The organism is Halopiger goleimassiliensis, from assembly GCF_000455345.1.
In the GTDB taxonomy this organism is placed as follows: domain Archaea; phylum Halobacteriota; class Halobacteria; order Halobacteriales; family Natrialbaceae; genus Halopiger_A; species Halopiger_A goleimassiliensis.
In genome coordinates, this window is record NZ_HG315690.1 from 2,133,219 (window position 1) to 2,159,982 (window position 26,764).

The following is a 26,764-nucleotide window of genomic DNA, read 5'->3' on the forward strand; positions in this document are numbered from 1 at the left end:
AATCAGATTTCCTCCTGCTCGATTGCTTCAATGAGCACGCGATCCCGATTCTCTAACCCAAGCAAATAGATAATAGCGAGGAACGTGACGCCTCCGATCGTGCCGGACACGACCAGTGCAGCTATCCCCGTGAGCACCTCCGAAACCAAGAGGAAAACGAGCAGCGGCGGCCAGAGGGCAGCGACCCCCTTCCAGTAATCTAGGGAGTACGGGAGCACCCCCACGTAGTATTTCGCCTCGAGCAGGCGAGCGATGTTGAGCGTAGCGAGGGAGAAGGTGGTCGCGATAGCCGCTCCGAAAATCCCATACCACTGTATGAGAACGTAATTGAGGGCGGCGTTCAGCACGAGCATTCCGATCGAATTGTACAACTCCAACCGTTCGAACTCCGTCATCTTGAGCACGAATCCACTCGGGCCGGTGCTCGCGACAATTACCTGGCCGCCGATGAGGGCGATCAGTGTACTCGATCCGGCCGTGAACTCCGATCCAAATAGCGACAGGATTTCAGACGAGAATACTACCAGAAAGAGGGAAAGAAAGAGGGTGACGTACGCAGTCCACTTCGTGATTGACGTATACAGGTCCCTCAGATACGTTCGATTACCGTTACTGTATGCATCCGCGATAAGACTGGGAAAGATCATATTCGCTGCATAGATGATGGTGGTCATCAGCATGGACGTCTGAAACGCTATCTGATAGATGCCCACATTGTCGGGCGAGACAAACGCACTGAGAAACAGGATATCGATCCACGATGCAGCGGTCGAACTGACACCCGCAAATAATAACGGGAGCGAAAATGTGAGGATCTCACGCGACTGTAGCACCGGGTTCGCGTACGCGGCGAACGCGCCCAACCGGTAGAGATAGTATACGACGAGAACGACGCCAACCGCTAGCGAAAGGATGTAACTGTAGATCACAAGCCGTAAATCCGACACTGCGAACGAGACGATCGCAATGAGTGTCACTGCGAGGCCCGATTGAGCGATATCACGCGTATAGACGGAGTACTTCGTCTCTTTGAATCCTCGAGTCGCGTGCATCCCTACCATCATTAACGCGAGAAGCGGGATACCAACCGAAAAGTGCCGAATGACTGGTCGATACGCTTCGTAGCCGGTTTCGAACAGTTCGAGTCCGATGTTGAGGACGAGTACCGTCACGATCGCGAATCCGATCGAGAAGAGAAACGTCGAGAACACTGCACCAGTTAGCTTCCGTTCGTCTCCATCCGATTCGTGTATCGAGACGTACTTCTCTGCTGCAACGTCGAATCCGGCACGAGCAAATGTGGCCCCGATCTGAAGAACGACCAAACCGAAGGCGAAAAAGCCGACTGCTCCAGCCCCTAACCCGCGGGCGATAAAAAACTGAAGGAAATACCGAAACAGCTTCCCGATCACCGTACCGACCAGCGCGATGCTCATCAGCATCACGACCGATTTAGCGAACAGCGGATGACTCGGTACGATCTCTCGTACACGCACAGTTGTCGTACGGCCTCTATCACCAGGGAAAAACGTTGGTGATTAGGAAGGCGTTACAGCGGAGAAACGAGCCTCGAACGGTAGTAGCCGACAAATCGCCGACAGAGCGGGAACGATGATCGACGCACCAGTTCACGGTCCGGTTTCACCCGTTTACGTCTGTGACGTTCGGCAATCGGCGTGATTACGATGGGCTTCCAGATAGTCGACGGTCGCAGCAATACCATCGGATAAGGGAATTTCGGGTTCGTAGCCGAGTTTCGACGTCGCCTTGCTCACGTCCGCGAGGCGACGTTCGATGACGTACGGCCGCGGGTGCTCTACGTGGACGGTTTCGGCGTCGCCCACGGCGTCGGCGACCGCGTTCGCGAGCGCACGAATTTCCGTCTCGGAGCCCGTGCCGACGTTGAACGTCTCGTTTCGTCCCGCGGGACCAAGCGCTGCGAGCGTACAGTCGACGGCGTCGTCGATGTAGGTGAAGTCACGGGTCTGCGTGCCGTCGCCGTGGATTTCGATCGGTGCTCCGGAGAGCGCCCGGTCGACGAACTTCGGGATGACGAACCCGTACTCGGAGGAGTCCTGTCGCGGTCCGTAGACGTTGAAGTAGCGGAGGATGGTGTGGTCGAGACCGTGCGTCTCCGAGTACGCCCGTACGAACCGTTCGCTCGCGCGTTTCGCGACGGCGTAGTTCGTCTCCGGGGATTTGACGTCGTCTTCGGCGTACGGGACGTCCGGCGCGTCGCCGTAGACCTCCGACGTCGAGGCGAAGAGCACGCGGTCGACGTCCGATTCGACACAGGCCTCTATCACGGTCCGGGTGCCGTCGAGGTTGACGCGCAGCACCTCGAGCGGTCGCTCGAGGGTTCGCCGAACGCCCATCATCGCGGCCATGTGGACGACCACGTCGTGGTCGGCGACTGCCGACCGGACGACGCTCTCGTCGCGAACGTCGGCCTCGATAACCCGGTCGGCGGGGAACGACCGGACGTGTGCCTCCTCGCCGCTCGAGAAATCGTCGAGGATCGTGACCGCGTTCTCGTCGGCGAGTCGTTCGGCGACGTGGCTGCCGATGAATCCGCCACCGCCGGTGACGAGGACGCGTGCGTCGCTAATCATGGTCTCCCTCCTGTGGCCCGACTTCGGCGGTCGCTTCTGGCCCGGATCGAGGCTGCGTGGCGGGCCGACCGGGTTCGAGGGAGAGCGCTCGCAACCGGGTCAGGTCGCTCGCTTCGACTGCGTCCGGATCGAGCAACCGGGCGAAGTCGACGACGATCGGGTCTTCGGCCATCCACGTCGCCATCGCGTCCGGTTCGAGGTGCTGGAACTCGTCGTGTGCGGCCCCGAAGACGGCGACGTCGGCGTTCTCGATAGTTGGTGGGAGCGTCGACTCGTTGTACAATCCGGTCGATTCGATCTCCGCGTTCGGTTCGAAGTTGGGATCGAAGGTGGAGACCTGAACGTCGTTCTCGCGGAGGGTTCGGACCAGCGTCACTGCCGGGCTGTTCCGCGTGTCCTCGACGTTCGGTTTGTACGCCGTACCGAGGACGGCGACCTCGGCCATCGAGGGCGATTTCCCGAGGGACTCGAGGGCGCGGACGATCCAGTCACCGTAGTAGGTCGGCATCGACCGGTTGATCTCGCGCGCGGTCGGCACCAGGTCCAGGTCGGCCTCGTACCCCTCGAGTGCGGCCTCGAAGTAGTGGGGATCGATCGGGAGGCAGTGTCCGCCGACGCCGAGTCTGGGCTCGTACCGGTGGAAGTTCCACTTCGTATCCGCCCCGTCGATCACCTCCCAGGTGTCGATGCCCAGGGTGTCCAGCGCCCGTGCGATTTCGTTGACGATGGCGATGTTGACGTCCCGCTGGACGTTTTCGACGAGTTTGATCGCCTCGGCGACCTCGAGCGACGAGACCGGAACGACCGAGTCGGTGACGTCCTCGTAGAGGGCCAGGGTCTCCCCACGCCACCAGTCGTCGATCGAACCCACGACGCGTGGTGCCGACTTGGACCGATCGTCGCCCGGGCTGTACCGTTCGGGGACGTGTGAGACGCCGACATCGGTGCCCGCATCGAGGCCCGACGTTTCGAGTACCGGGACGAGTTCGCGGCGGCTACAGCCGGGATAGATCGTACTCTGGATCACCACCAGGTCACCCCGCTCGAGGACCGTCCCGACGCTCTGGCAGGCCGACCGGAGGGCCGACAGGTCGGGATCGGACGCCTCGTCGAGCGGCGTCGGCACGCTGACGACGTAGGTATCACAGTCGGCAGCGTCCGAGATGTCCGTCGTGACGGTACAGTGCCCGTCGGTGACGTGTTCCCGGAACGTATCGGTTTCGAAGGGGTGGGTCCCGCGTCGGATCGATTCGACCAACGCCTCGTCTTTGTCGACCCCGACTACCCGTCGGCCGGCGGTGCAGAATCCGACCGCCGAGTGGTAGCCGACGAACCCCATGCCGACGCACGCGACTCGAGAGCGGTCGCGACTAGGCCGACTAGAAGCTGTCGTGTCACTGCCTCGATCAGGCATAGCGCTCGAATCAGGCCAGTTGCTTAAAAAGGGTCGTTACCGTTATGCACGAATTGGAGCGATTACGTGGCGTCGTTACGGGCTAATACGTCGGTGGGGTCGCGGAAGGGTGATCGAACGAGGTCGAACGAAGACTCGAAGCGCGTTCGTAATCCGACTCGAACCGGGCCGACTCCGACTGACCGCCGATCGGTCGAGCGGTAGGCACCGGTTAGGATCGATCCGTCGCTCACTGGCGAGGACTCCTCGAGCCCCGAGATCGAGTTCCGATCCCGGCTTCGCGGCGTAGGTGATCGTTCGTTCCGTTCGATCAACGACACCACCGCTGCTCGAGTCAGGAGCGGCGGACGAGGTCCGCCAGATCGGCGAACACGTTCCGGAACTGGCCCAGCAGGATGCGCACGTCGAACCAGAACGACCGATCACGGACGTACTGCAGGTCGGCCGCCAGTTTCTCGGCCGGTTCCTGGCTCGTCGCGCCGGATATCTGTGCGAGTCCGGTCAGCCCAGGCTTGACGAACCATCGGCGTCGCCACTGCGGGGCGCTCGCTTCGAACTCCGGTTCGAGTTTCGTCTGAGCGGGACGGGGACCGACGACGCTCATGCGGCCGACGAGGATCGACCACAACTGCGGAATTTCGTCGAGGTGAGTCGTTCTGAGAAGTTGGCCCAGCGGCGTCTGGCGATCCTCGTCGATCACGGTTCCGACCTCGCCTCCTTCCTTCGGTTTGAGCGTTCTGAACTTCCGCAGTTCGAACGTGCGCCCGAGACGGCACGTCCGTTGCTGCGTGAAAAAGACCGGCCCTTCGCCTTCGATCGTGATCGCGAGCGCGATGAGCACGACGACCGGCGCGAGGACGACCAACGCCGTCCCCGCGACTGCGACGTCGAACGCCCGTTTCACCAGCGACTCGAGCGGCCCCCAGGGCTCGAGGTCGATCTCGACGAACTCCCCCGGCCCGTCGCCAGCGACGAGTATCGAATCGGCGTGTCGCCGGTGGCCGAGGGCGTCGAGGCCGAGTTCTCGACAGAGTCGTAACGTACCGAAAAAGCCCCGTCGGTCGGGGGACGCGAACGCGAGGGCGACCGTATCGATGTCCCGATCGCGAAGCGTCTCTGCCAGCTGGGACCAGCTCTCCGTTCGACGCTTCGCGATGGAGCGGCCCTCGCGACCCACGCCGATGACCATTGGGGGGTCACCGTCTTCGTCGTCCGCTATCGCGTGACCCGTCGAACTCGAACCGTTGCCATCCGGGACTGGGGTCGAGGACTGCGATCCGTCGGTGGCGTCACCCGACCCGCCCGCGCCCGAGGATCGTGGGGGAGCGAGGATACCGACTGGGTCCCTCGGGAGCGAGCGGATCGCCTCCTCGATCAATGCGGGGTCGTCCCCGACGATAGCGATCCGATCGTTCCTGGAGGCCCCTCGAGATGAGGATACAAGGGATAGGGCTGCCACGGACGCCCCGGAAGCGGGGTCACTCGTCCCAACAGTTGCCAGGAGCGTGAGGACGATTCCGAGTAGAGCGACGGCCAGACAGGTGGCGACGAGAGAGTTCTGCTCGGTGTCTGTCCCACGACGAACCGGGGCATCGTCCGTTTCGAGCCTTCCGATCGTACGGGTCGGATCGGCCTGGACGGCCGTTCTCGCGGGTATTCGGTCGTCGGCTGAGATATCACCTGGCGCTCCGAACGTCGCCGAGATAGCGGCGTCGACCCGCTTCCTGGTATCGAGCACTGCCGCTCGGTTCGTCGTCATCTCGAGGCACGGTTTTCCGCTGGCGCGGATAAGTGTTTTTTAAGTTGACATTTAATATCGGCTGTCGAGAACGTTAGCCGGTCGATAGGTGCCGCGGATGGACGGGGTACAGCGAGATTACGGGACGGCCGTCGCTGACCGATCGACCGTCGATGCGACGATAAAAACGAAGAAATCAGGGATGCGATTCGGATACTCCGCAGAGACGACCGTTAGCCAGCGGCCCAGACGTTCGTCGCCGAGACGGCGCTGAACTGGACGTTCTCGTTCTCCTGCATGCTCACCTGTGCCGAGTCGGCGCTGTCGCCGTTCTCGGCGATGGCGATGGCAGCCTGCTGCTCGTTGACGTTCTCCTGGGAGATGAACTGGACCTGCTCGAGTTGCGCACTGGCGTGCTGTTCGGGATCGTTGGTCTGCTGGGCATCGTAGTCGTAGGCGATCCCGTCCATGCCGTCGACGTCGTCGCCACCGACGGTGACGTTCGTGATCGAGGTCACCATCGCGTTCTCGTACTGGTGGCTCGGGCCGGCGTAGACGTTCAACGCGTCGGCGAAGCCGATCTGTGCGTTGAGGTTGCTCTGGTAGGCGAGCTGGACCGACGTCGCGTTGCTCTCGTTGGTCGCGTACGCGAACGCCGTGTTCTGCAGGTTGACGTTCATCTGTTCGGAGACCTGCTCCTGTCCGACGCCGGCGGTGGCAGACTGCACCTCGTCGCTCGCTTTCTTGTGCTTGCCCTCTTTCTCGTCGGTGCCGAAGGTTTCGACGGTGGTCTCCATGTCGATGACGCCGTTGCTGTCGCCGATACCGGCGGTCGCGACGTGCATGCCGTCCATCGCGGCGAAGACGTTGGCCGCGTCGGCCTCGGCGAGCTGTTCGTTGACGTTGGTCTGCTCGGTGATCTGGATCGCCGTCGCGACGCTGTCCTCGCCGACCGCGATGGCCACGGCACCGTCTTGCTGGTTGATGTTCTCCTGCGAGACCGCCTGGGCCTGCGCGACTTCGGCGGACGCGACCTGATCGGCACCGGGGCTGTTCTCGGATTTCACGTGATCGCCAGTCTTGTCGGCGAAGTTGCCGTTGCCGACGTAGACGTTCGTCGCGTTAGCGACGCCCTGTTGCAGGTTCTGGTTGGTCTGCTGTGACTGCTGTAGGGCGGTCGCCTCGCTGGCGTTCTCCGCGATCGCGAACGCGGTGTTTTGCTCGTTGTAGTTCAGCTGACCGACTTCCTGGGCCTGCGTCACGACCGCGTCGGCCTCCTGATCGCCGTCGACTTCTGCCTTCTCACCTTTCTTGTCGGCGATGCCCCAGCCGTCGAAGGTCTGACCGTCGCCGTTACCCATCAGGATGGTCACTTCACCGACATCCTCGAACTGGGTCTGCTCGAGCTGGACGTTCTCGGCGGACGCATCGGCGAGTTGGTCGTTAGAGTTCATCTGCGTGGCCTCCTGGACTGCAGTGGCCTCGCCGCCGTCGATCGAGATCGACGTCGCGTTCGCCTGTTGGTGGATGTTTACCTGATCGACGTTCTGGTACTGGGTGACTTCCACGTTGGTCGAGGCGTCACCCGACGCGTGGTCCTCGATGTACTCCTCCAGGGTCGTCTCATCGAGGTCGGCACCGAAGACCAGGTACAGACCCTCGTCGCTCTCGAGCGCGTACGCGGACTCGTCGTCCGGGTCGGCGTCGTCGCCGGCAACGGCCATCGGAGCCCCGACGGCCAGCATCGCTATCGCGACCATACACGCCATCAAAACCGTCGTACACTGTGAACGTATCGTCGTCGTATCTGTCATGATTCGTTTGACGGAAACCGTGAGAGTCTTGGTTTCTGCAACTCCACGGCGTGAACCGTCGTATCCGGATGACAGACTTTGTTATCTGTCAGTTGATGGCGATATGAACTCGCCTACCGAACGGAAGCCGATTGCTTACGATCGGAAACCGGTTGCTTCGAACACAACTGGCCGACAGTGAGGGAACCGGTGTCACGTTTCGAACTGTCGAAATCGCGATCCTGGACGGGCGTCGGGATCGAAACGGGGCGGTAAGTCTCAGCATACGGGATCGTTTCACCGGTCGAAGGGAGCCGTTACTTCGGAACGGTTCTCGATCGAATCCGTTTATCCGCAATTTCGGCCCCTGGAGACGTCGGATCGGTTGGCAGAACTAGAAGCGAACGCATCGATAGGGAACACGTATCTCTCACCGTCGAAACCGCCACCGATGGAACGGCCGTCTGCAGGCCTCGAAAGGACCGTTCCAGCGGTTCCAATCCGACTCTTCAGGCTGAAACCGTTTGTCGGCTTCAAGTACCACACCGTGATGAGGTCCGACCGGGCAACGCGTCACAGCGGGGAGATAGAGGGAGTCGGCAGGTACGCCCGTGACGAGCGACGACCCGACGATAGGGTCGCCGGTCCGTTACGGAGGGTACCCCCTGTGTGATGCGTGCCTCGTAACCAACACGAGATACACATGAAGCGCGCAATCGCACTCACGCTCGCGGTCGTAATGGTCGGCAGCGTCATGTTCATGGCGCTAGCTGGAACAGCAGCGGCAGGAGGATACGAGGAGCCTGAGCCGGCACAGCCGGTGGAGATCGTCGAGGAACAGGCCCCGAGCGTAGTCCAGGAGTCGGCGACGGTGGTTGACCAGGCCCAAGACGTGACTCAGACGAACGCGGCCGAGTTCGACGCGACCGTCCAGCAGTCGGCCGACGCGGATAGTAGCCTCGATATCAGTATCGATCTCGGCGACGATAGCGGCGCACTGATCAACGGTGGTATCAGCACCGGTGACGCCTCGGTCGACAACGTGACCCAGACCGCGACGGTCGACCAGACCGCCGACCAGAGCAACTCCAACACCCAGGCTGCTGAAGCCGTCGCTACGAACATCCTCGGCTAACGGCTTCGTACCCTGTCACTGATTTCGACCCTATTTCTTGCGCCGTCGTTCGATAGCGACCAGCCGATCCCTCTCGACCCCCGGACCGACGGGACCGACCGAGCGACCGCCGACGAGTGGTGGCCCGGGTCCCGACTCAGTCGTCTCCCCGTTTGCCACGGCGTGAGCGCACCCACTCGAGCAACCGAACCGGCAAGTCGTCCCGCGTTTCCGGTTCGACGACGAACGTCTCCACGTCCGCCCGATTTCTCACTCGGTCGACGAACGGGAGTCGTGTGTCCGATGCGATCGCCGCGACGACGGGGGTCGCGGACTCGAGCGCGCGCTCGGTCGCCGCGACGAACCGATCGCTTCGAGCCTGCATCGGCGCGATCTCGTCGAGGATAAGGCAGTCGACCGCTCCGATCGCCGGCTCGAGGACACTCCGGGCGAGTCGATCGATCGCGGCGACGTCGACGCCGTATTTCCCGACGCTCGGACCGCCGTCGAACGTGACGTGGGCCATCGTCGCGCATTGGTCGGTCCCGAGGGCGGCGATCTCGAACCCGACGCGCTCGCCCCCCTCGCGCAGTTCCGGACAGACCAGCCCCTCGACGTCGTCTCCCGCCGCCCGAAGCCGGGCGACGGTTCGCTCGAGGGCCGTCGTCTTCCCGCTTCGCGGCGGCCCGGTGACGAGAGCGTTCGCCGGCACGGCCGGCGGTACGACGCCCGAGCAAATCAGCCCGTCGCCCCGGGGTAGGGACCGTCTCCCGGCCGCGGCGACGACGCGGCGGCAGCAACCGAGACCGCACAGCCGACTGTCCGATGCCAGGTCCCGGAGTACTGCGCGCCGACACGAACCGGTCGGGCTCGAGACAACTCCACCGGGGGATTATCGTCCGCTCTGTAGACGCACTCGCCGTGAGCCAGGAACCGACCGAACCGGCACCGTCGTCGATCGACGGCTCGAGCACTACCACCCGACGACGAACGCTCGCCACATTGGCGGCCACGAGTGGGATTGCGCTTCCGGCGGAGACGACTGTAGCCGCGACCGACGACGCTCGAGACGCGGCCACCGAACCGGACGCGTCGACCCGGGACGACGCCGTCGCCGACCTGCCGCTGTTCGACGCGCACACGCACGTCGTGCCGGCGGAAACCCTGGGTCGTGACCCGCTCTCGGCCGACGAGTTGGTCGAGTGGCTGGACGCGGTCGGGATCGACCGCGCGGTCGTCCACGCGCTCGACTCGCCGGAGGCCTACCCCGTGCAGGCACCCAGCTGGTGGGTACTCGAGGAACTCGAGGGTCACGACCGCCTCGTTCCGTTCTGTACCGTCGACCCGCGGGTCGACGTCTACGGGGCGGACACCGTCCTCGAGCGCCTCGAGTCCCTCGTCGAGCGCGGCGCTCGGGGGATCGGCGAACTCAAGGCCGGCGTGGCGATCGACGACGAGCGCCTTGAGCGGTTGTACGAACTGTGTGCGGAGTACGATCTCCCCGCCCTCGTTCACGTCGACGACAAGGCGATGCTCGATGCGGTCGGCCTGCCGCGATTCGAGGACGTGCTGGCGTCGTACCCCGGAGTCGACTTCCTCGCGCACGCCCACGGCTGGTGGGCCCACGTCTCCGCGGACGTGAGCGAGTCCGACCTGGGGCGCTACCCGGAGAGGCCGGTCGAACCCGGCGGTCGCGTCCCGGAACTGCTCGCCGGGTACGACAACTGCTACGGGGATCTCGCCGGTATGTCGGGCTGGAACGCCCTCACTCGAGACCCCGAGTTCGGCCAGGCGTTTCTCGAGGATCACCACGAACACCTCGTCTTCGGGACCGACTATCTCTATCCCGGCCACGAGATTCCACACCTCGAACTGTTCGACCGGTTCGACCTCGAGCGCGAGGCATGGTCGGCTATTCGGTACCGAAACCTCGAGAGCCTCTTGGGGTGAGACGTAGCTTCAGAATCAGCGAAGTCGTCGATACGCCCGCACGCCGAGCGAGACGGCCGTTCCGAAGCCGGGTACCCGTCTCGAGACGGCCGCCGCGCCGAGCAGCAACAGCCCGGTTTTGCGTCTCCCCTTCGAGAACTCCATCCCGGCGTCGATGACCGTCGTGACGACGCCGGCGTTCGTCAGCAGGTCCTTCCGATCGCGCGTTCGTGTCGATGTCATAGGTGATCGGACGACCGCCGCTCGAGAAATCCATCAGCCTGCAGGTGCCGGCAGGTTGTCGGCGGTGCCTCGTCCGCCGATCGAGTCCAGTCGTGTGCGGCCGTCAATCGCCGCCGTCACCGGTTTCGATGGGCGCGCGCACGATGTTCCCCCACTCGGTCCAGGAGCCGTCGTAGTTCTCGACGTCCTCGTAGCCCAGCAGTTCGTGGAGCGCGAACCAGGCGATGGCCGAGCGCTCGCCGACGCGGCAGTAGGTGACGATCGACTCGTCGCCGTCGATGCCCTTCTCGGCGTAGACGTCCTCGAGGTCGTCGGGCGGGAGGAACCGGCCGTCGTCGCGCAGGTTCGTCTTCACGGGGACGTTCGACGCGCCGGGAATGTGGCCGCCGCGCTGGGCCGTCTCCTGGAGCCCCTCGGGGGCGAGGATTTCGCCGGAGAACTCCTCGGGTGAGCGCACGTCGACCATCGGGATGCCGGCCTCGCGGGCCATGTCGACGTCGTCCTTGTAGGCGCGAATGCTCTCGAAGGGACCCCGAGCGCGGTACTCCTGGGCCGGGAAGTCGGGCACCTCCTCGGTCAGCGGGTAGTCGTTCTCGACCCAGTAGTCCTTCCCGCCGTCGAGCACGCGAACGTCGTCGTGGCCGTAGTAGGTGAACTCCCAGTAGGCGAAGACGGCGAACCAGTTGGGGATGTGGCCGTCGCCGTAGAAGACGACCGTCGAGTCCTCGCTGATGCCGTGCTCGCCGACGAGGTCCTCGAAGTCCCCCTTCTTCAGGATGTCGCGTTGGTGATCGTCCGAGAGGTCTTCCTCCCAGTTGAAGCCGACCGCACCCGGCACGTGGCCCTCCTCGTACAACGACGGGAAGTCGTCGTCCGGCGGATTCGGGCTCTCGATCTCGACGATGCGATACTCGGGGTCGTCGGACTGGAACTCCTCGAGGCGCTCTTCCACCCAGTCGGCCGAGACCAGTACGTCGCTGTCGTACTCCGTCATACGTGCCGGCCTGCCACGAGGAGCCACAAATAGCTATCAGCACACCCCGTCGGGGGCGAACACTGGCCGTATCGACGATGCTAACACCCTCGATCGAGGACGCGACGTATGCGACTCGCACGCCTGTTGACGTCGGACGGACCCGTTACCGGACGCTACGAGGACGGCGTCGTCCACGCCGACGACGGCCGATACGAGGTGGGCGTCGACGGCCGACTGCTCCCACCCTGTGAACCGACGGCGCTGTACTGCGTCGGCCGCAACTACGCCGAGACGCTCGAGCAGATGGAGTACGAACGCCCCGAGGAACCGGACTTCTTCATCAAGCCGCCCGCGGCGTTGCTCGGACACGAACGGCCGATTCCCTACCCCGCGTTCACCGACGAACTCACCTACGCCGGCGAACTCGCCGCCGTCATCGACGAGCGCTGTCGAAATCTCGAGCCGGAGGACGTCCCGGACGCCGTCCGGGGCTACACCATCATGAACGACGTCGACGCGCTGGACCAGCAGGGCCGAACCGCCCGCAAGGCGTTCGACGGCTCCGGCCCGCTCGGTCCGTGGATCGAGACCGACCTCGACCCATTCGACGTCGACATGTACACGGACGTCGCCGGCGAGCGCCGCCAGGAGGCGTCGACGGAACTGATGCTGTTCGACCCCCACGAGGTCGTCTCCTACCTCTCGCAGCGCTTTACGTTCCGGCCGGGAGACGTCGTCGCGTTCGGCAGTCCGGCGAACCCGGGCCTGCTCGAGCCCGGCGACACCGTCGAGATCACCTACGAAGGCGTGGGGACGCTCCGGAACACGGTCGAACCCGCGGAGTCCTAGCTCGTCGGGAACAGCAACACACTTCCGCAGCCGCCCCCTCCACGCCTACGTGAGCACGGAGACCCCGCGTCGCGTCGAAGTCTACCCCGACCGGGAGGTCGTCGTCGAGTTCGACCCTGACCTCACGTTCGAGTGCGTCGACGACTGCACGTGGTGTTGTCACCACGGCGTCCTCCTCTACGACCGGGACTTGCTCGAGCTGGCCCAGCGGGCGAACCTCGCCGAGACGACGACCGACTTCCGCGGCGAGAAGTTCGTCACCCGCGAGGAGAAAGACCGCGACGCTCACGTCGACGACGACGGCCGTGCCTGTGCCTTCCTGCGCGAGGACGGCCTCTGTGCGCTGCACCTCGAGGAGGACTGGAAGCCGACCCGGTGTTCGGTCTTCCCGCTCGGCGTCTGGCGGGAGGACGGCGACCTCCACGTCGACATCCGCGACTCGGCCCACGACCACTGCGACGGGCTGGGCGTCAGCGAGCGCCGCGTCGTCGACAACCTCGAGGCGTTCCTCCCGGAGTTGCTGTGGGAACTCGAGAACCCCGATTCGGAGCGAGTCCTCTGATCGCCCGTTGTACCACGATCGGGTTCCCACCACGGACGCTATCCCGCTCGAGCCCGTAGCGACGCCGATGCTCGTACTCGGTGACGCCCACGCGAGCGATCCGGACAACGAGGCGGCGCTGCGGGCCGCCTACGACGACGCGAACGAGGACCTCGCCCTGCAGGTCGGCGACCTCGAGCGATACGACCTCCCGATCGAGACCTGGTTCGTCGCCGGCAACAACGAGGACTTCGACGTGATCGAGGCGCTCCGGGCGGGCGAGTCGCCGCCCGAAGTCGACGACGCCCACCTGCTGGCGAGTACGGCGGTCGACCTCGAGGGCGTCCGCGTCGCCGGCCTGTCGGGCAACTACGCGCCGACGAAGTACGACCTCTCGCGCGAGGAACTCGCGGACGACCGCCGACGCCACTTCGTCCGGGACGACGTCGACCGGCTCGCAGCGCTCGAGGGCGTCGACGTGCTCCTGACCCACGAAGCGCCGACGGGCCTGCTCTCGTACGGCTACGACCCCGGCTGTGAACGCGTCGACCGACTGCTCGCGGTGCTCGAGCCCGATCTGTGTCTCGTCGGTCACCACGAGCGACACGCCTCGAGCGAGATCGAGGGCTGTCGGGTCGTGAGCCTCGCGCCCGTCTGGGAACGTTACTACACGCTCGATCCGGCGGCTCTGACGCTGGCGTCCCACGATACGCCGGTCGACTGACCGACGACGTCCTCCCGCTGATCCCGACGCGGACTCGAACGTCACACTGAACGGCGGTAGCAGACTCGAGCGGGTTCGTCGACGAGAGCGTCCCGAAACGCGCAGGCGGGACGACCGCACAAAGTATATGTCGCCGCGTCGAAACCGTTCGGAGTATGCAAGCTGTCGTCCTGGCCGCAGGCAAGGGCACCCGCCTCCGGCCGCTGACCGAAGACAAACCGAAGGTCCTCGTGGAGGTCGACGGCAAACCCCTCATCGAGGACGTCTTCGACAACTTGCTGGAGGTCGGTGCGACGGAGTTCATCGTCGTCGTCGGCTACCAGAAAGAGCAGATCATCGAACGCTACGGCGACGAGTACGAGGGCGTCCCGATCACCTACGCCCACCAGCGCGAACAGCTGGGACTGGCCCACGCCATCCTCCAGGCCGAACCCCACGTCGACGACGACTTCATGCTGATGCTCGGAGACAACGTCTTCCGGGCGAACCTCGGCGACGTCATCAACCGCCAGCAGGAGGACCGTGCCGACGCCGCCTTCCTCGTCGAGGAGGTCCCCTACGAGGAGGCCTCCCGCTACGGCGTCCTCGACACCAACGAGTACGGCGAGATCGTCGAGGTGATGGAGAAACCCGACGACCCGCCGTCGAACCTCGTGATGACCGGCTTCTACACCTTCACGCCCGCGATCTTCCACGCCTGTCACCTCGTCCAGCCCTCCGACCGCGGCGAGTACGAACTCCCCGACGCGATCGACCTGCTCATCCAGTCCGGCCGCACTATCGACGCCATCCGCATGGACGGCTGGCGCATCGACGTCGGCTACCCCGACGACCGGGACCGAGCCGAAGAACGGCTCGCGGACGACACTAGCACCGAGAGCGACGCCGATTCCGGGGCCGATAGCGAACCGCCGGCGACCGCCGAATAAGACCGCGGGCCGTGTTCCAGCGACGACACGCTACCCGGTTTCGACTCCATCCCGCCCTACGAACGACAGCGACTGCAGCCTATCGACCGCCCGGGTAGCCTCGGTCCGCGTCTCGTACGTCCGAGTGCTCTCGAGAACCGTCGTCTCGCCCGCGTCGACGAGCCGCCAGCGCCAGCCGTCATCGGCCACGAACAGTTCGAACGCCGGCCCGTCACGTTCGAGAACGCTCGCGTCCTCGAGCGAGGAACGAACGGTAGTGACCGCCTGGTGTGCGTCCTCGACCGATTCCCACGCCTCGCTGGCGGTCGCGACGACGCGACCGTCGCCGTCGAGTAACCGCCAGCGCCAGCCGTCGTCGGTCTCTACGACGTCGAACGACGCGTCGGTGCGGTCGATCCGTGCGGCCGACGAAGCGAGGCGTCTGACCCTCTCGATGGCCGACCGCACCGCCGACTCGGTCCCGACGCCTTCGACGCCACCACCCAGTCGGTCACCGTCGCTCGAGACGAGCGACCACTGCCAGTCGTCGCCGGATCGCTCGAGGCGAATCGCCGCGGCGTCGGCAGCGAATATCGGCGCATCGGGGGCGTGACGCTGGAGCCGCTCGACGGCTTCCCGGGTCGTCTCTCGATCGGCGTCCGAGCGGGTCCCGTCGGCGACCACCTCGCGGTTCCGATCGAGCAGGCACCAGTCCCAGTCGCCGCGGTCAGTGAGTTCGACGCAGTAGGCACCAACGTCGTGACTCGAGGCATCGGCTGCGATCTCGCGCACCGTCTCGAGGCGGTCGACGAGTTCGTCGTTGGTCGCGTACGCGTCTCCGGCGACGGCGATCGGTTCGCCCCCGGGCAGGACGAACCGCCAGCGCCACCCATCCGAAGGGGAGGACTGGAAGAGCGGCCGGTCGAGCCGGTGGACGGCCGCGTCGAGGTGCTCGAGCAGCCGCGTCATCGCCTCGCGAGCGCCCTCTCTGGTCGGATGGCTGGTCGGATCGAGGGCGACGAGGTTGCCGGCGCTGTCGACCAGTCGCCAGCGCCAGCCGTCCCCGGCCGCGAACAGTTCGAACGCCGCGGTTTCGATCTCGAGGACGTCGGCGTCGGGGGCCTGTTCCTTCAGCGTCATCATTGCTTCGGCAGCTTCCGTCCGGGAGTCGTGTTCCGTGCCGCTGTCGGCCAGCACGCCGCCGTTCTCGTCGATCAGTCGCCAGCGCCACTCGCCCGCGTCGGTCTCGTAGACGCGAAACGCCGCGTCGTCGAACTCGATGAGGTCGGCCTCGCGGGCCCCCTCGCGAACGCGTTCGATCGCGTCGGTCGCGGCCTCGGGATCTGGTGTCGGCTCCGGGCCGACGGCGAGAACCTCCCGCTCCGCGGTGACGAGCCGCCAGTACCAGCCGTCCGCGTCGACCGTCGCAGCGTCCGCGGGTGCGGGATTCGACTCCCTCGCCTGGCCGTCGGCCGACCCGTCCTCGCTCGAACCGTCGATCGACTCGTCCGCCGGTTTCGAGACCGCTTCACCGGCTTCGGAACTCGCAGTCGACGTCGATACGCCGGCGGGAACGGCCGAATCCCCGTTCAGTTGGGCCGACGGCGGCGACGCCCCGTCGGTCCGAACCTCGGTGCCACCATCGGACGACCCTGGTCCCTCGAACGTCGCGGGATCGGTCGTCGGAACGACCTCGTACGCCGCGTCGTCGAACTCGAGGTGGTCGGCATCGGGCGCGTGCGCTGCGAACAGGTCGACCGCTCGCGTGAGTTCCTCGTGGGTCGAGGCCTCCCCGGCCGAGCGGGCGACCGTCCGACCGCTGCCGTCGACCAGTCGCCAGCACCAGCGGTCGTCCTCCCGGTACCGCTCGTAGGTCGGTTCGCCGGCGACCGTCACCGCGGCCGACTCGAGTCCCGAACGCACCGCGGCGGCGGCGTTCTCGGCGGTCCGCCGACTCTCGAACCGCTCGGTCGCGTCGGCGAGCACGTGGCTCGTCCCCTCGACCAGCCGCCACGACCACGCGTCGCCGTCCGCGTACAGTTCGAAGCCGACCCCATCGAGGGCGATCACGCGTGCGTCCGCGATGGTCTCGACGAACGGATCGATCGCCGCGTCGGCACCGTCCGGATCGCGGTACCCGTCCGCGCTCTCGGCCAGCGCCGTTCGGTCCCCGTCGAGTAGCTGCCAGTACCAGCGGCCGTCGCGCCGGGTAACAGCGAACGCGGCCGTTCCGGGGTCGAGGACCTCGGCGTCGGGACCGCGCTCGTTCAGGACGGCGACCGCATCCCGGGCCTCGGCCCGGCATTCGTACCCTCGAGTCGCGGTCGCCAGGGTCGTTCCGTCCGAGCGAACCAGCGACCAGCGCCAGGTTTCGTCGTCTTCGTAGACGTAGAGCGCTGGGTCTCGCATCTCCCGCAAGGTCGCTCCTTCGATCGTCTCACGAAGCGTCTCGAGGTCGTCCCCGGACGCGGCAGGGGGAATCGCCTCCGGATCCCCCTCGGCGACGGTCTCGACTCGATGGACGCGAAGGGCCTCCTCCCCGTCGTTCGCGTCGTACCGGACGGCGACGTGACCATCGGCGTCGGTCTTCGTGGTGGGAATCGCCACAGCGTCCGGATCGTCGCTCACCGCGGTCTCGTGCTGGCGGTCGAGAAAGCGAACGAGGGCGAGGACACAGCCCAGCGCCACCAGCCCCAGGCCGACGGCGACCCCGGTGCTTAGCTCGAGCCCTCGATCCGTCCACTGCACCGCGGCGATCGATCCCGAGGACGCCAGTCCCGCGACGGGGAGAGCGAGGCCGACGAGAGCGGCCGGACCACCGTCCCGCGGAACGCTCGAGCCGTGACGGTTCGTTGTGGCTCGTTGCAGCCAGTCGACGGCCGACGGATCGGAACGACCGGGGCTCGAGACAGCCATGCGTACCCGTCCCGTGCGCCGGACGGGCCATAATAATAGACTCCTTACGAACCGCAGGACGGCCGCCGGATCGTTCGGCGGCCGCTCGTGAGACGGCCCGGATCGGGTCGGAATCGGTCCTCGCGCCCCCGCCGGCGGAGAGTCAGAGTACGTGAAGGTGTACCGGTACATCGACCGGTCGACGAGCCTCCCGAGAAAGCGATGGGACGACTACCGGCCGAACAGACGCTGGAACAGACTGCGCTCGCTCGGGCGTTCGGCGAGCACCACCGAACAATCGACCTCGTTGATCACGTCGAGGTGGAGCGAACTGGTGACGAGTCTCGAGAGCAGGCCGCGCTCGGTCGCGCCGATCAGGAGCAACGTCTGGTCGTCGGCTGCGCGACAGATCGCCTCCTCGACGTCGCCCGAGTCGTCGACGATGATCTCGGCGTCCTCGAGGTCGTGGTTGACGGCCCACTCCGAGAGGAACTCCTTGCCCTCGGAGCGCTCCTCCGGCCCGTCGACGACGTGCAACAGGGAGGTTTCGGCGGCGGCACACTCCTCGAGGGTCCGGGCGACCTCCGCGCTCAGGTCCGAATCGGGACCGCCAGCCGTCGGCAGCAGGATTCGCGAGGCGTCCATTCCGCGGTCCTTGATGACGAGGAAATCACAGGGCAACTGGACCGTCAACTCGCTGAGCGGGCGCTCGGCGCGGGCGGCCCCCCACAGCGCGTCGTCGCTCCAGCCCATCACGACGAGGTCGGCGTTCTCGCGCTCTGCGGTGTCGAAGATCTCCTCGAACGAGCGGTGGGTGACGACCGTCGACGTCTCGAAGTCGACGTCGAAGTCGGCGATCGAGTCGGTCAGATCGTCGAGTCGGCGCTCGGATTCGTTGACGACTCGAGCGCGGGGGCCGTCGGTTCCGGCCGCGGACGCCCCGCCGGGAGTCTGGACGATGTGCTCGATGTGGAGGATCGCGGACTCCTGACGGCTGGCGAGCATGGCGGCGAATCGCACGAGTTTCGACTCGGTTCGCGGGTTCGCGATCGGCACGACGATCCGGTAGGTGTCCTCGTCGTCCGACCCGAGCGTCTCGGCGGTGTCGATGATCGGGACGTAAGACCGCCCGACGAGGGTCCCGAACAGCCACTCGCGGATGGAGAGCCGTCGTTCGATGCCCTCGAACCGGGCTGACTCGAGGCGCTCCTCGCTGGTCTGGTAGTAGTTGACGACGGTCACGAGGAGGATGCCCCCGAGCGTGTTCCCGAGCAGGACCGGTAGAATGAACTCCGTCATGCCGACGAAGAGGCTGAAGTCGGTCGAGAAGACCAGAAAGAGCATCTCCGTGAAGGAGACGACGACGTGGAACAGGTTCCCGAGCGGGATCGCGAGGAACGCCAGGTAGACGACGACCAGTCGGGAGATCGTATCGCGCGAGGCGAAGGTAACCCAGACGACGCCGGCGACGATCAGGCCTGCGAACGCGGCCTTGGAAAACAGGCTCCACCAGGACGTCTCGACGCCGTGTTCGGCGATGCTGAGCGCCGCGGCGGTGGTCGAGTCGTCGAAGACGCCGCCCCAGGTGAGCGCCACCGCACCGATCGCACCGCCCGCGAAGTTCCCCGCGAGGACGATCATCCAGTGGCGAAACAGCGCGGGGACGCTGGCCAGTCGCTCGAGGGTCAGCGCGACGGGCGGGAGCGTGTTCTCGGTGTAGAGCTGGTAGCCGCCGATGATGATGTAGATAAAGCCCAGCGGGTACAGCAACGAACTCATCACGGGGTCGCCGCCGGTCGCGTCGTACATCGACGCGTACAGCAGGAAGGTGATCGTGATCGCGAACCCGGCGGCGAGACCGCTGAAGAACAGTTCGCGGTTGCCCGAGGTGACCTCCTCGTCGGCGGCCGCGATGATTCGCTGGAAGACCTCGTCCGAGGAAAAGCGGTCGCGAACGACCGAGCCGACCGCAGGCGCGCCGCTTCTGGAGCGTTCGATCGCCTCCCGGACCGCGTCCCGCTGGTCGTCGCGCCGCTCGGCCGGTCCCGGCTCCGCTCGCCCGGACGCGTCGGAATCGGCGACCTCCTCCCCGCCTCCGGACGGTCGGGACTGTTGGGGCTCGGAATCAGTCATTGTCGGATCGAATCCCTAGAAAGACTAAGCGTTTGGCATCTCGATCGACGACGCGGCAACGAGGGTGATTAATCGGCCGGATAGTCGGTGCCGAACGACGATCGGTCACTGCTCCCGCGAGCAGTCCGTCGAGAAGACCGCGTTGGGCGTACGTTTTTCAGTCGTCGGCCACGCACAGTGGGGCATGCAATCGCTGTCCGGCGAGTCGGTCGTCGTGATCGGGAGCGGCTTCGGGGGGCTCTCGACGGCCTGTTACCTCGCCGACGCGGGCGCGGACGTCCGCGTGCTCGAGCAGAACGAACAGCTCGGCGGTCGTGCGAGTCGCCTCGAGCGTGAGGGGTTCCGGTTCGACATGGGGCCGTCGTGGTACCTGATGCCCGACGTCTTCGAACGCTTCTTCGGGGCGTTCGACCGGAGGCCGGGCGACTACTACGAACTCACGCACCTCGACCCCCACTACCGGATCTTCTTCAAAGATAGCGCGGAACGGCGTTCCGCTGACGATGCGAGCGGAGGGACCCCGCGAGCACGCGGCGACAGAGTCGACGTGACGCCCGATCTCGAGCGAACGAAGGCCATCTTCGAGGAGTACGAGTCGGGGGCGGGCGAGGCACTCGAGCGCTACCTCGAGAAATCCCGCGAGAACTACGAGGTGGGGATGCAACACTTCGTCTACGAGGACCGCCCGCGACTGCGGGATTACGTCGATCCGGACGTCGCTCGTCAGGCGCGGGGGCTGTCGCTGCTGGGGTCGATGCAGGATCACGTGGAGGACTACTTCGACCATCCGAAACTCCAGCAGATCGTGCAGTACACGCTGGTGTTCCTGGGTGGCTCGCCGCGGAACACCCCGGCGCTGTACAACCTGATGAGCCACGTCGACTTCAACCTCGGCGTCTGGTACCCCGAGGGCGGCATCGGCAGCGTCGTCGACGCCGTCGCGGACCTCGGGCGCGAACTCGGCGTCACCTTCGAGACGGATCGGCCCGTCGAACGGATCAAGGGCCGTGAGGGGGCGTTCCTGCTCGAGACGTCCGACGGACCCGTCACGGCCGATCTGGTCGTCAGCAACGCCGACTACGCCCACACGGAACAGGATCTGCTCCCGCCCGAAAAACGAGGGTACGACGCCGACTACTGGGAGTCGCGTACCTACGCGCCATCGGCGTTCCTGCTGTACCTCGGCGTCGAGGGCGACGTCCCCGAACTGACCCACCACACGCTCGTCCTGCCGACCGAGTGGGACGACCACTTCGAGCAGATCTTCGACGACCCGCAGTGGCCCGACGATCCGGCGTACTACGTCTGCGTCCCGTCGAAGACGGACGACGACGTCGCTCCCGTGGGCCACAGCACCCTGTTCGTCCTCGTTCCGATCGCCCCGGGCCTCGAGGATACCCCCGCGATGCGCAACCGGTACCGCGATCGGATCCTCGCGGATCTGGCCGCACACACCGGCGCGGAGCTGCGCGACCGGATCGTCCTCGAGGAGCGCTTTTGCGTCTCCGACTTCGCGAGCCGGTACAACAGTTACGAGGGGACGGCGCTGGGGTTGGCCCACACGCTGCGCCAGACGGCCCTGTTTCGCCCGCCCCACCGCTCGAAGGAGGTCGACGGACTCTACTTCGTGGGCGGTGACACGACGCCCGGGATCGGGATGCCGATGTGTCTGATCAGCGGCGAGTTGACCGCCGAGGCGGTACTGGCCGATTACGGCGACTGACCGCGACGCAGTGACCGGTTCACCCCGCCGTGTCGCGTCCTCCCCGAACCAGCACACGAGATGACGGACACGACGCGCGCCACCGACCGCGAGCGGGTTCGCGACCGCCTCGCGTACCTGCTGGTCCTCTCGCGGCCACGGTTCTGGTTCTATCTCGCGGGGCCGGTGGTCGTCGGCGTCGCGTACGCGGCTGAGACACGGCCCGAGCTGTTCTCGCCGGCCGCCATCGCCCTGTTCGCGTACTTCCTCGTGCCCGCGAACGTCTTCCTCTACGGCGTCAACGACGTCTTCGACCGCGAAATCGACGCGAGGAACCCCAAGAAGGACGAGAGCGGGAAGGAACGACGATATCGCGGCCAGCGATACGTTCCCGCGGCTGTGATCGTCGCCGCACTCTTGCCGGTAACGTTCGTCCTGCTGCTCCCGACCGCATCGTTGCTGTGGATCGCGCTCTTCCTCGCGCTAGGAACCGCCTACAGCGCGCCGCCGTTCCGGTTCAAGACGACGCCGCTCCTCGACTCGCTCTCGAACGGGCTGTACGTCGTCCCAGGGATCGCGGCCTACGTCGCCGTCGCCGGCACCCACCCACCGCTCGAGGCGGTCGTCGGCGGCTGGCTGTGGGCGATGGGGATGCACACGTTCTCGGCGATTCCCGACATCGACCCCGACAGGCGCGCGGGGATCCGGACGACGGCCACGGTCCTCGGCGAGCGCCGGACCTACGCCTACTGCGGCGCGTGCTGGCTCGCTGCCGCCGTCGCTTTCGGCCTCCTGGATTACCGGTTCGGCCTCGTTCTGGCCGTCTACCCGCTGCTCGTCGCCGCTATCGCCACCACGTCGGTCAGCGTCGACCGGGCCTACTGGTGGTTCCCGGCGATCAACACCGCCGTCGGCACGCTCCTGACGCTGGGTGCCTTGTGGGTGATCGTCTATGGATAAGGACGCCGGCTCGAGGGTGATCGTACGTGGACAGTGACGCAGGGCCGGACTCGAGCGCCGAACCCGTCCGGGAGTCCCCCGCAGGGACGCGCGTCCGAATGCAGCGTCGCCTCGAGCGGATCGTCCGCGAGAACCGCTTTACCATCGCCGTACTGTTCCCCGTCGTCGGCGCGGTGACGCTGGTCGCCAGCGCCGAGGGACTGTTGCCGCCGGCGCTCGCGTACAACCCGCTGTTGCTCCTGTTCGGAACGCTCGTGATGCGCTCGCCGCTTTTGGTCGGGCTACTCCCGCGGATCGACCGGTGGGCCGCGGGCTGGCTGGCCGTCCTGACGGCCTACACCTATGCCATCGAGATCCTCGGCGTCCGGACCGACTGGCCCTACGGGGCGTTCGAGTACGGTGTCTCGCTGGGGCCGATGGCCTTCGGCGAGGTGCCCCTGGCGCTGCCGCTGTTTTTCCTCCCACTCGTGCTCAACGCCGTCCTGCTCACGGTTCTCGTCCTCGGTCCGCTCGGCGATCGAGCCCTCGTTCGGATCCCGGTCGCCATCGCCGCCGTCGTCGCCGTCGACCTCGTGCTCGATCCCGGTGCCGTCGCCATCGGGTTCTGGACGTTCGAGGCGGGCGGCTACTACGGCGTCCCCCGCTCGAACTACGTCGGCTGGGTCCTCTCGGGTACCGTCGCCGTTTCCCTCGTCGACCTGGCGTTCGATCGGGCCGCCTTGCTCGAGCGTGCCCGCGACTGCGAGTTCATCCTCGACGATCTGGTGAGTTTCGTGTTGCTCTGGGGGTCGATCAACCTCCTATACACGAACTGGCTCGCAGCCGGCGTCGCCGGCGTCTTCTGTCTCGGCCTGTTCGCGACGGGCCGGTACGACCTCGAGATGGTCCGGACGGCGCTACCGGGCTGAGGGCGACGGCGAACGTCCCGACATCTCGGAGTCAAGGCGGTCACGGGGCTACCGGTTCGTCCGTTCGAAAATCGCTCGAGACCGATCAGACGAACAGGCCGCTGATCGAGTCGCCGAACAGCAACAGCAAAGCGACGGCCGTGAACGTCAGCGTGAGCCAGATGCCCAGCGCCATCGCAGCGGTGCGGGCCCGTTCGCGGTCGATCGTGACGGCGTCGTGGTCATCGGTCGCCGTCGCGGCGGCGTCGTCGCTGTCGGTTCCGACGGCGTGTCCTGATTCCGTGCTCATACGTGGAGGGACGAACCGGTAGCCTACAACGACCCGACCTCGATTTCGAGGGTCTTGAAATACCCCGCCGTCGACCAGTCGGCGAACCGATCGGTCGAGGATCAGCGGGTCGGGACCCGGTCGCCGTAGTCGGGACCGCGATTGCCGCGCTCCGGTTCGACCGTGGGCACGGCGGAGACGCGCCGGAAGACGGCCTCGGGGTCGCGGTTCCAGTGCCAGTGCCAGCGCGTCCTGGCGAGACACCACAGCTTTCGCCCGGTCGACAGCGACGGTCGTGCGGAGAGGACGTCGTAGTCGCGATTCCTGATGATGGCGTGGTGTTCGGCGTACAGCACCGCCGCGAGCAACACCGGCAGCTGACAGTCGGCGGGCAGGTATCGGATGCCGGCGACGCCCTCCCGGTACAGCGCTTCGGCGCGGTTCATCTCCTCGGCCATCGCGGCCGCGAACGAGTCGGAGTACTCCAGGCGCTCGATCCGGTCGTTCGAGACGTCGTGGCGGCGCAGCGTCTCCTGGGGCAGGTAGATCCGGTCGCGTTCGACGACGTCCTCGCGGACGTCACGCAGGAAGTTCGTCAACTGGAACGCCACACCGAGTTTCCGGGCGTGCGGGAGCGCCTCCGATTCCATCGTCGGGTCCATGATCGCAGTCATCATCACCCCCACGGCCGCCGCCGAGCCGCGCATGTACGCCTCGAGGTCGTCGTAGGTCTCGTACCGGTTCGTCGTGATGTCGGTCGCCATCGCGTCGACGAACGCGTCGACCTCCTCGTCGGGAATGTCGTACTCCGTTTTGAGTTCCTGGAACGCCTCGAGGACCGGTTCCTCGGGGTCGGCCTCGCCGAGCGCCTGCGCGCGAAGCGACTCGAGTTCGGCCCGCTGGGTCTCGGGGGAAACGTCGGCCGCGTCGTCGACGACTTCGTCGGCGATCCGAAAGAACGCGTAGAGGACGTGCGTGGCGTGGCGAACGCGACGTGGCAGGAACTTCGTTGCGAGGTAGAACGTCTTTCCCGTCCGCCGCTGGATCGCTTTGCCGGCGTCGATGTGTTCACGTTGCATTGGTGGCTCCGATCAACCCGCCGATAACTGGGTTTTGATAGTACCACGGATGCGTATAAAATGCCATTCCCTCACTAGTAGGGTTCGACAGGTCTCGTTCACGAGAAAAGGCCGGTCGCCCGAGAAACGAAGCGAGGAGCGGAATCCGGGATGAGGCCGTTCCCCGAACGAAGACGATCAGTCGGAACTCCGACCGATCGCCGTCTCCCCTTCGTACAGTTCCTCGAGCAGTTTGCGCTGGGCCGATCGGAGGTGCTGGTGGAACGTCGACCGGGAGATGCCCATCGACTCGGCGAGTTCCTCGCCGGAGACGTTCCGGGGCCACTCGAAGTAGTCCGCGACGAAGGCCTTCTGCAGCGCCATCGCCTGGCGGTCGGTCAGCTTTCGCTCGAGCGTGCCGGCCAGGTCCTGTGGCGTCCGGGACGGCTGTTCGGTCTCGTGGTAGCTGAGCAGTTCGACCCGGTCGTAGCGGTCCTCGAGCAGGTCGTACACCGACCGCGCCGACTGACCGTCGGGGAGTTCCAGCGAGAGGTCGGCGAGGCCGTCGGCCGCGTCGAACGACTCGATCACGGCACCGTGTTCCGCCAGGGTGGTCACGAGGCCGTCCTCGAGGGTCAACTCGAGGAGGACGCCGTCCTCGTAGGTCGCGAGGACGGTCGCTTCGCGGACGGCCTCGAGGTCGGTCGCCGCCGTCTCCGCGCCGTCAACGCGATCGACGTGAAAGAACGCGAGCGGCCGTCCGTCGTCGAAACCCAGTCCGCGGAACGTGACGGTCGCGTCGAGGGAGTCCGCAAGACGCGTCGCGAACAGCGACGGGTCCTCGACGGTCAACTCGAGTTCGACGACCGCGTCCGAGGAGAGCATCCGTCGGCTCTCGATGGCGTTCATCGCCGTCGCGATGGTTCCCGTAAGCGACTCGAGCACGAGCAGTTCGCGGTCGGAGAAGGCGTCTGCTTCCTCGGCGAACACGACGAGGACGCCGTAGGTGACGTCGCCGTACGTGATCGGCAACGCGGCGACGGCCTCGTAGTACGTGCCGGTCCCGACGGGCCACCAGCGATCCGCGTCGTCGAACGAGGAGAGGGCTTCGACGACGTAGTGTTCGTCGCCGTCGATGGCTCGCACGGCCGGGTGGGTCTCGTCCGACTCCAGCACCAGATCGCCGTCTTCGAGGGGCACGTCGCCGTCACTGGCCCACTCGCGCGGCGAGATGCGTCGGTCGGTGACGTCCACGCGGCCGATCCACGCCAGGACGTACGGTTCCGTCTCCACGATCCGGTTGCAGACGCGGCGTTCGATCTCGTCGCGAGACCCTGCACCGACCGCCGCGTCGGTGACGTCCCTGACGAGGCCGTCGATGCGATCGAGGACGTGCTCGAGCGCCCGGCGTTCCTCCCGAACTCGTTCGGCGGTCTCCTCCGCGGCGATTTCGGCGAGTTTCCGGTCGGTGATCTCGAGGTGAGCGACCGAGACCCGGGTCCGGCCGTCGACGGTGAACCGTCGAGCCCGCATCATGAACCACTGTTTCTGCTCCGGCGAGTGACACGGATACTCCATCGCGAACGTCTCCCGGTCACCCGCCAGCACGGCCTCGAGACCCTCGACGGCGCGGCGCGCGTGTTCGTCGTCGTCCTCGTGCATCCGCGCCGTCGCGACGTAGTTGACGCCGACGTGGTCGTCGCCCTCGTCCGACCCGAACTCGCGCCAGGACCGGTTCGTCAGCAGGATCTTCCCGTCCTCGTCGATGACGGCGACCGTAATCGGCAACGTCTCGAGGGTCGCCGTCGCGAGGTCGCTCCCAAACTCCATTTGGCGCTTCTATGGGTGGGATCGACATAACGGGCACGGGCCGTCGCCAGCCCGTCGATCGATCGACGCGACGGTCGAGTTCCCCACGTCCGTGCAGGGTTTCGGACCGAGCGAACCGGTCCGTTTCGGACCGTTCGTCGGATCGAGATCGGTCCGTTCACCGGCGGTC

22 protein-coding genes are annotated in these 26,764 nt (G+C 65.9%); 9 read left to right on the top strand and 13 right to left on the bottom strand.

The features are described 5' to 3' along the window. Nucleotides 1-2: 2 nt before the first annotated feature. The 5 genes from TX79_RS10470 to TX79_RS10495 all read right to left on the bottom strand — a co-directional run bounded on the left by TX79_RS10470 (nucleotide 3) and on the right by TX79_RS10495 (nucleotide 7,533). Complete coding sequence (locus tag TX79_RS10470; RefSeq protein WP_195892489.1) at nucleotides 3-1,436, bottom strand: oligosaccharide flippase family protein; 1,434 nt, start codon at nucleotides 1,434-1,436, stop codon at nucleotides 3-5. A 213-nt stretch (nucleotides 1,437-1,649) separates the two neighbouring features. Further along, a complete protein-coding gene (locus tag TX79_RS10475) occupies nucleotides 1,650-2,612 on the bottom strand; it encodes an NAD-dependent epimerase/dehydratase family protein (RefSeq protein WP_049927391.1) in 963 nt (320 codons plus the stop codon). Continuing rightward, nucleotides 2,605-4,026, bottom strand: a complete 1,422-nt coding sequence (locus TX79_RS10480) for a nucleotide sugar dehydrogenase (RefSeq protein ID WP_081655537.1) — start codon at nucleotides 4,024-4,026, stop codon at nucleotides 2,605-2,607. The genes TX79_RS10475 and TX79_RS10480 overlap by 8 nt, the downstream gene beginning before the upstream one ends. 334 nt (nucleotides 4,027-4,360) lie before the next feature. After that, entirely contained in the window at nucleotides 4,361-5,215 is an 855-nt protein-coding gene (locus tag TX79_RS19310) for a sugar transferase (protein WP_049927394.1), read from the bottom strand. Nucleotides 5,216-5,997: 782 nt separating this feature from the next. Further along, the gene (locus TX79_RS10495; protein WP_195892490.1) at nucleotides 5,998-7,533 is read right to left on the bottom strand and encodes a hypothetical protein; all 1,536 of its coding nucleotides are present in this window, start codon (nucleotides 7,531-7,533) and stop codon (nucleotides 5,998-6,000) included. 727 nt (nucleotides 7,534-8,260) lie between these two features. On the opposite strand from TX79_RS10495, the gene TX79_RS10500 reads away from it, so the two are divergent. Then, on the top strand, nucleotides 8,261-8,692 hold the full coding sequence (locus tag TX79_RS10500) for a hypothetical protein (protein WP_154660501.1): 432 nt from the start codon (nucleotides 8,261-8,263) through the stop codon (nucleotides 8,690-8,692). A gap of 136 nt (nucleotides 8,693-8,828) precedes the next feature. Here TX79_RS10500 and TX79_RS10505 read toward each other — a convergent pair whose 3' ends face one another. After that, the gene (locus tag TX79_RS10505; RefSeq protein WP_049927396.1) at nucleotides 8,829-9,383 is read right to left on the bottom strand and encodes a nucleoside-triphosphatase; all 555 of its coding nucleotides are present in this window, start codon (nucleotides 9,381-9,383) and stop codon (nucleotides 8,829-8,831) included. Nucleotides 9,384-9,592: 209 nt separating this feature from the next. On the opposite strand from TX79_RS10505, the gene TX79_RS10510 reads away from it, so the two are divergent. Continuing rightward, nucleotides 9,593-10,621 carry an amidohydrolase family protein gene (locus TX79_RS10510; protein WP_049927397.1) on the top strand — a complete coding sequence of 343 codons (1,029 nt, stop codon included), beginning with the start codon at nucleotides 9,593-9,595 and terminating at the stop codon, nucleotides 10,619-10,621. 15 nt (nucleotides 10,622-10,636) lie between these two features. Here the strand turns inward: TX79_RS10510 and TX79_RS10515 are convergent, their stop codons facing one another. Then, nucleotides 10,637-10,843, bottom strand: a complete 207-nt coding sequence (locus TX79_RS10515) for a hypothetical protein (RefSeq protein WP_049927399.1) — start codon at nucleotides 10,841-10,843, stop codon at nucleotides 10,637-10,639. Nucleotides 10,844-10,946: 103 nt separating this feature from the next. Beyond that, nucleotides 10,947-11,837 carry a sulfurtransferase gene (locus tag TX79_RS10520; RefSeq protein ID WP_049927400.1) on the bottom strand — a complete coding sequence of 297 codons (891 nt, stop codon included), beginning with the start codon at nucleotides 11,835-11,837 and terminating at the stop codon, nucleotides 10,947-10,949. A gap of 108 nt (nucleotides 11,838-11,945) precedes the next feature. On the opposite strand from TX79_RS10520, the gene TX79_RS10525 reads away from it, so the two are divergent. The 4 genes from TX79_RS10525 to aglF all read left to right on the top strand — a co-directional run bounded on the left by TX79_RS10525 (nucleotide 11,946) and on the right by aglF (nucleotide 14,862). After that, a complete protein-coding gene (locus TX79_RS10525) occupies nucleotides 11,946-12,668 on the top strand; it encodes a fumarylacetoacetate hydrolase family protein (RefSeq protein ID WP_049927401.1) in 723 nt (240 codons plus the stop codon). Between the two features lie 49 nt (nucleotides 12,669-12,717). Further along, nucleotides 12,718-13,230 (top strand): YkgJ family cysteine cluster protein, encoded by a 513-nt coding sequence (locus TX79_RS10530; RefSeq protein ID WP_049927402.1) that lies wholly within the window; start codon nucleotides 12,718-12,720, stop codon nucleotides 13,228-13,230. Nucleotides 13,231-13,297: 67 nt separating this feature from the next. Beyond that, nucleotides 13,298-13,933: a metallophosphoesterase family protein gene (locus tag TX79_RS10535; RefSeq protein WP_049928356.1), complete on the top strand. Its 636-nt coding sequence runs from the start codon at nucleotides 13,298-13,300 to the stop codon at nucleotides 13,931-13,933. A 155-nt stretch (nucleotides 13,934-14,088) separates the two neighbouring features. Further along, complete coding sequence (gene aglF, locus TX79_RS10540; protein ID WP_049927403.1) at nucleotides 14,089-14,862, top strand: UTP--glucose-1-phosphate uridylyltransferase AglF; 774 nt, start codon at nucleotides 14,089-14,091, stop codon at nucleotides 14,860-14,862. Between the two features lie 30 nt (nucleotides 14,863-14,892). Here the strand turns inward: aglF and TX79_RS10545 are convergent, their stop codons facing one another. Continuing rightward, nucleotides 14,893-17,757, bottom strand: a complete 2,865-nt coding sequence (locus TX79_RS10545) for a YegP family protein (protein WP_049927404.1) — start codon at nucleotides 17,755-17,757, stop codon at nucleotides 14,893-14,895. Nucleotides 17,758-17,967: 210 nt separating this feature from the next. Next, entirely contained in the window at nucleotides 17,968-19,869 is a 1,902-nt protein-coding gene (locus tag TX79_RS10550) for a formate/nitrite transporter family protein (protein ID WP_049927405.1), read from the bottom strand. 184 nt (nucleotides 19,870-20,053) lie between these two features. Here TX79_RS10550 and TX79_RS10555 point away from each other — a divergent pair, with 184 nt between their 5' ends. From TX79_RS10555 to cruF, 3 genes are all read left to right on the top strand, one after another. Next, on the top strand, nucleotides 20,054-21,592 hold the full coding sequence (locus TX79_RS10555) for a phytoene desaturase family protein (RefSeq protein ID WP_049927406.1): 1,539 nt from the start codon (nucleotides 20,054-20,056) through the stop codon (nucleotides 21,590-21,592). Between the two features lie 60 nt (nucleotides 21,593-21,652). After that, entirely contained in the window at nucleotides 21,653-22,531 is an 879-nt protein-coding gene (locus tag TX79_RS10560) for a prenyltransferase (RefSeq protein ID WP_049927407.1), read from the top strand. A 98-nt stretch (nucleotides 22,532-22,629) separates the two neighbouring features. Then, the gene (cruF, locus tag TX79_RS10565; RefSeq protein ID WP_049928357.1) at nucleotides 22,630-23,439 is read left to right on the top strand and encodes a bisanhydrobacterioruberin hydratase; all 810 of its coding nucleotides are present in this window, start codon (nucleotides 22,630-22,632) and stop codon (nucleotides 23,437-23,439) included. Between the two features lie 85 nt (nucleotides 23,440-23,524). Here the strand turns inward: cruF and TX79_RS10570 are convergent, their stop codons facing one another. The 3 genes from TX79_RS10570 to TX79_RS10580 form a co-directional block, all read right to left on the bottom strand. After that, nucleotides 23,525-23,728, bottom strand: a complete 204-nt coding sequence (locus TX79_RS10570; RefSeq protein WP_049927408.1) for a hypothetical protein — start codon at nucleotides 23,726-23,728, stop codon at nucleotides 23,525-23,527. 101 nt (nucleotides 23,729-23,829) lie between these two features. Next, entirely contained in the window at nucleotides 23,830-24,786 is a 957-nt protein-coding gene (locus TX79_RS10575; protein WP_049927409.1) for a phytoene/squalene synthase family protein, read from the bottom strand. A gap of 177 nt (nucleotides 24,787-24,963) precedes the next feature. Further along, nucleotides 24,964-26,595: a bacterio-opsin activator domain-containing protein gene (locus tag TX79_RS10580; protein WP_049927410.1), complete on the bottom strand. Its 1,632-nt coding sequence runs from the start codon at nucleotides 26,593-26,595 to the stop codon at nucleotides 24,964-24,966. Between the last annotated feature and the right edge of the window lie 169 nt (nucleotides 26,596-26,764).

What these genes read in the sequence shown, in the direction of transcription:
- TX79_RS10495 (WP_195892490.1), bottom strand. Translation starts at nt 7,533, where the DNA reads ATGGCGTGTATGGTCGCGATAGCGATGCTGGCCGTCGGGGCTCCGATG.
- TX79_RS10520 (WP_049927400.1), bottom strand. Translation starts at nt 11,837, where the DNA reads ATGACGGAGTACGACAGCGACGTACTGGTCTCGGCCGACTGGGTGGAA.
- TX79_RS19310 (WP_049927394.1), bottom strand. Translation starts at nt 5,215, where the DNA reads ATGGTCATCGGCGTGGGTCGCGAGGGCCGCTCCATCGCGAAGCGTCGA.
- TX79_RS10555 (WP_049927406.1), top strand. Translation starts at nt 20,054, where the DNA reads ATGCAATCGCTGTCCGGCGAGTCGGTCGTCGTGATCGGGAGCGGCTTC.
- TX79_RS10545 (WP_049927404.1), bottom strand. Translation starts at nt 17,757, where the DNA reads ATGGCTGTCTCGAGCCCCGGTCGTTCCGATCCGTCGGCCGTCGACTGG.
- TX79_RS10550 (WP_049927405.1), bottom strand. Translation starts at nt 19,869, where the DNA reads ATGACTGATTCCGAGCCCCAACAGTCCCGACCGTCCGGAGGCGGGGAG.
- TX79_RS10525 (WP_049927401.1), top strand. Translation starts at nt 11,946, where the DNA reads ATGCGACTCGCACGCCTGTTGACGTCGGACGGACCCGTTACCGGACGC.
- aglF (WP_049927403.1), top strand. Translation starts at nt 14,089, where the DNA reads ATGCAAGCTGTCGTCCTGGCCGCAGGCAAGGGCACCCGCCTCCGGCCG.
- TX79_RS10470 (WP_195892489.1), bottom strand. Translation starts at nt 1,436, where the DNA reads ATGAGCATCGCGCTGGTCGGTACGGTGATCGGGAAGCTGTTTCGGTAT.
- TX79_RS10480 (WP_081655537.1), bottom strand. Translation starts at nt 4,026, where the DNA reads ATGCCTGATCGAGGCAGTGACACGACAGCTTCTAGTCGGCCTAGTCGC.
- TX79_RS10515 (WP_049927399.1), bottom strand. Translation starts at nt 10,843, where the DNA reads ATGACATCGACACGAACGCGCGATCGGAAGGACCTGCTGACGAACGCC.
- cruF (WP_049928357.1), top strand. Translation starts at nt 22,630, where the DNA reads ATGCAGCGTCGCCTCGAGCGGATCGTCCGCGAGAACCGCTTTACCATC.
- TX79_RS10575 (WP_049927409.1), bottom strand. Translation starts at nt 24,786, where the DNA reads ATGCAACGTGAACACATCGACGCCGGCAAAGCGATCCAGCGGCGGACG.
- TX79_RS10560 (WP_049927407.1), top strand. Translation starts at nt 21,653, where the DNA reads ATGACGGACACGACGCGCGCCACCGACCGCGAGCGGGTTCGCGACCGC.
- TX79_RS10570 (WP_049927408.1), bottom strand. Translation starts at nt 23,728, where the DNA reads ATGAGCACGGAATCAGGACACGCCGTCGGAACCGACAGCGACGACGCC.
- TX79_RS10475 (WP_049927391.1), bottom strand. Translation starts at nt 2,612, where the DNA reads ATGATTAGCGACGCACGCGTCCTCGTCACCGGCGGTGGCGGATTCATC.
- TX79_RS10535 (WP_049928356.1), top strand. Translation starts at nt 13,298, where the DNA reads ATGCTCGTACTCGGTGACGCCCACGCGAGCGATCCGGACAACGAGGCG.
- TX79_RS10580 (WP_049927410.1), bottom strand. Translation starts at nt 26,595, where the DNA reads ATGGAGTTTGGGAGCGACCTCGCGACGGCGACCCTCGAGACGTTGCCG.
- TX79_RS10500 (WP_154660501.1), top strand. Translation starts at nt 8,261, where the DNA reads ATGAAGCGCGCAATCGCACTCACGCTCGCGGTCGTAATGGTCGGCAGC.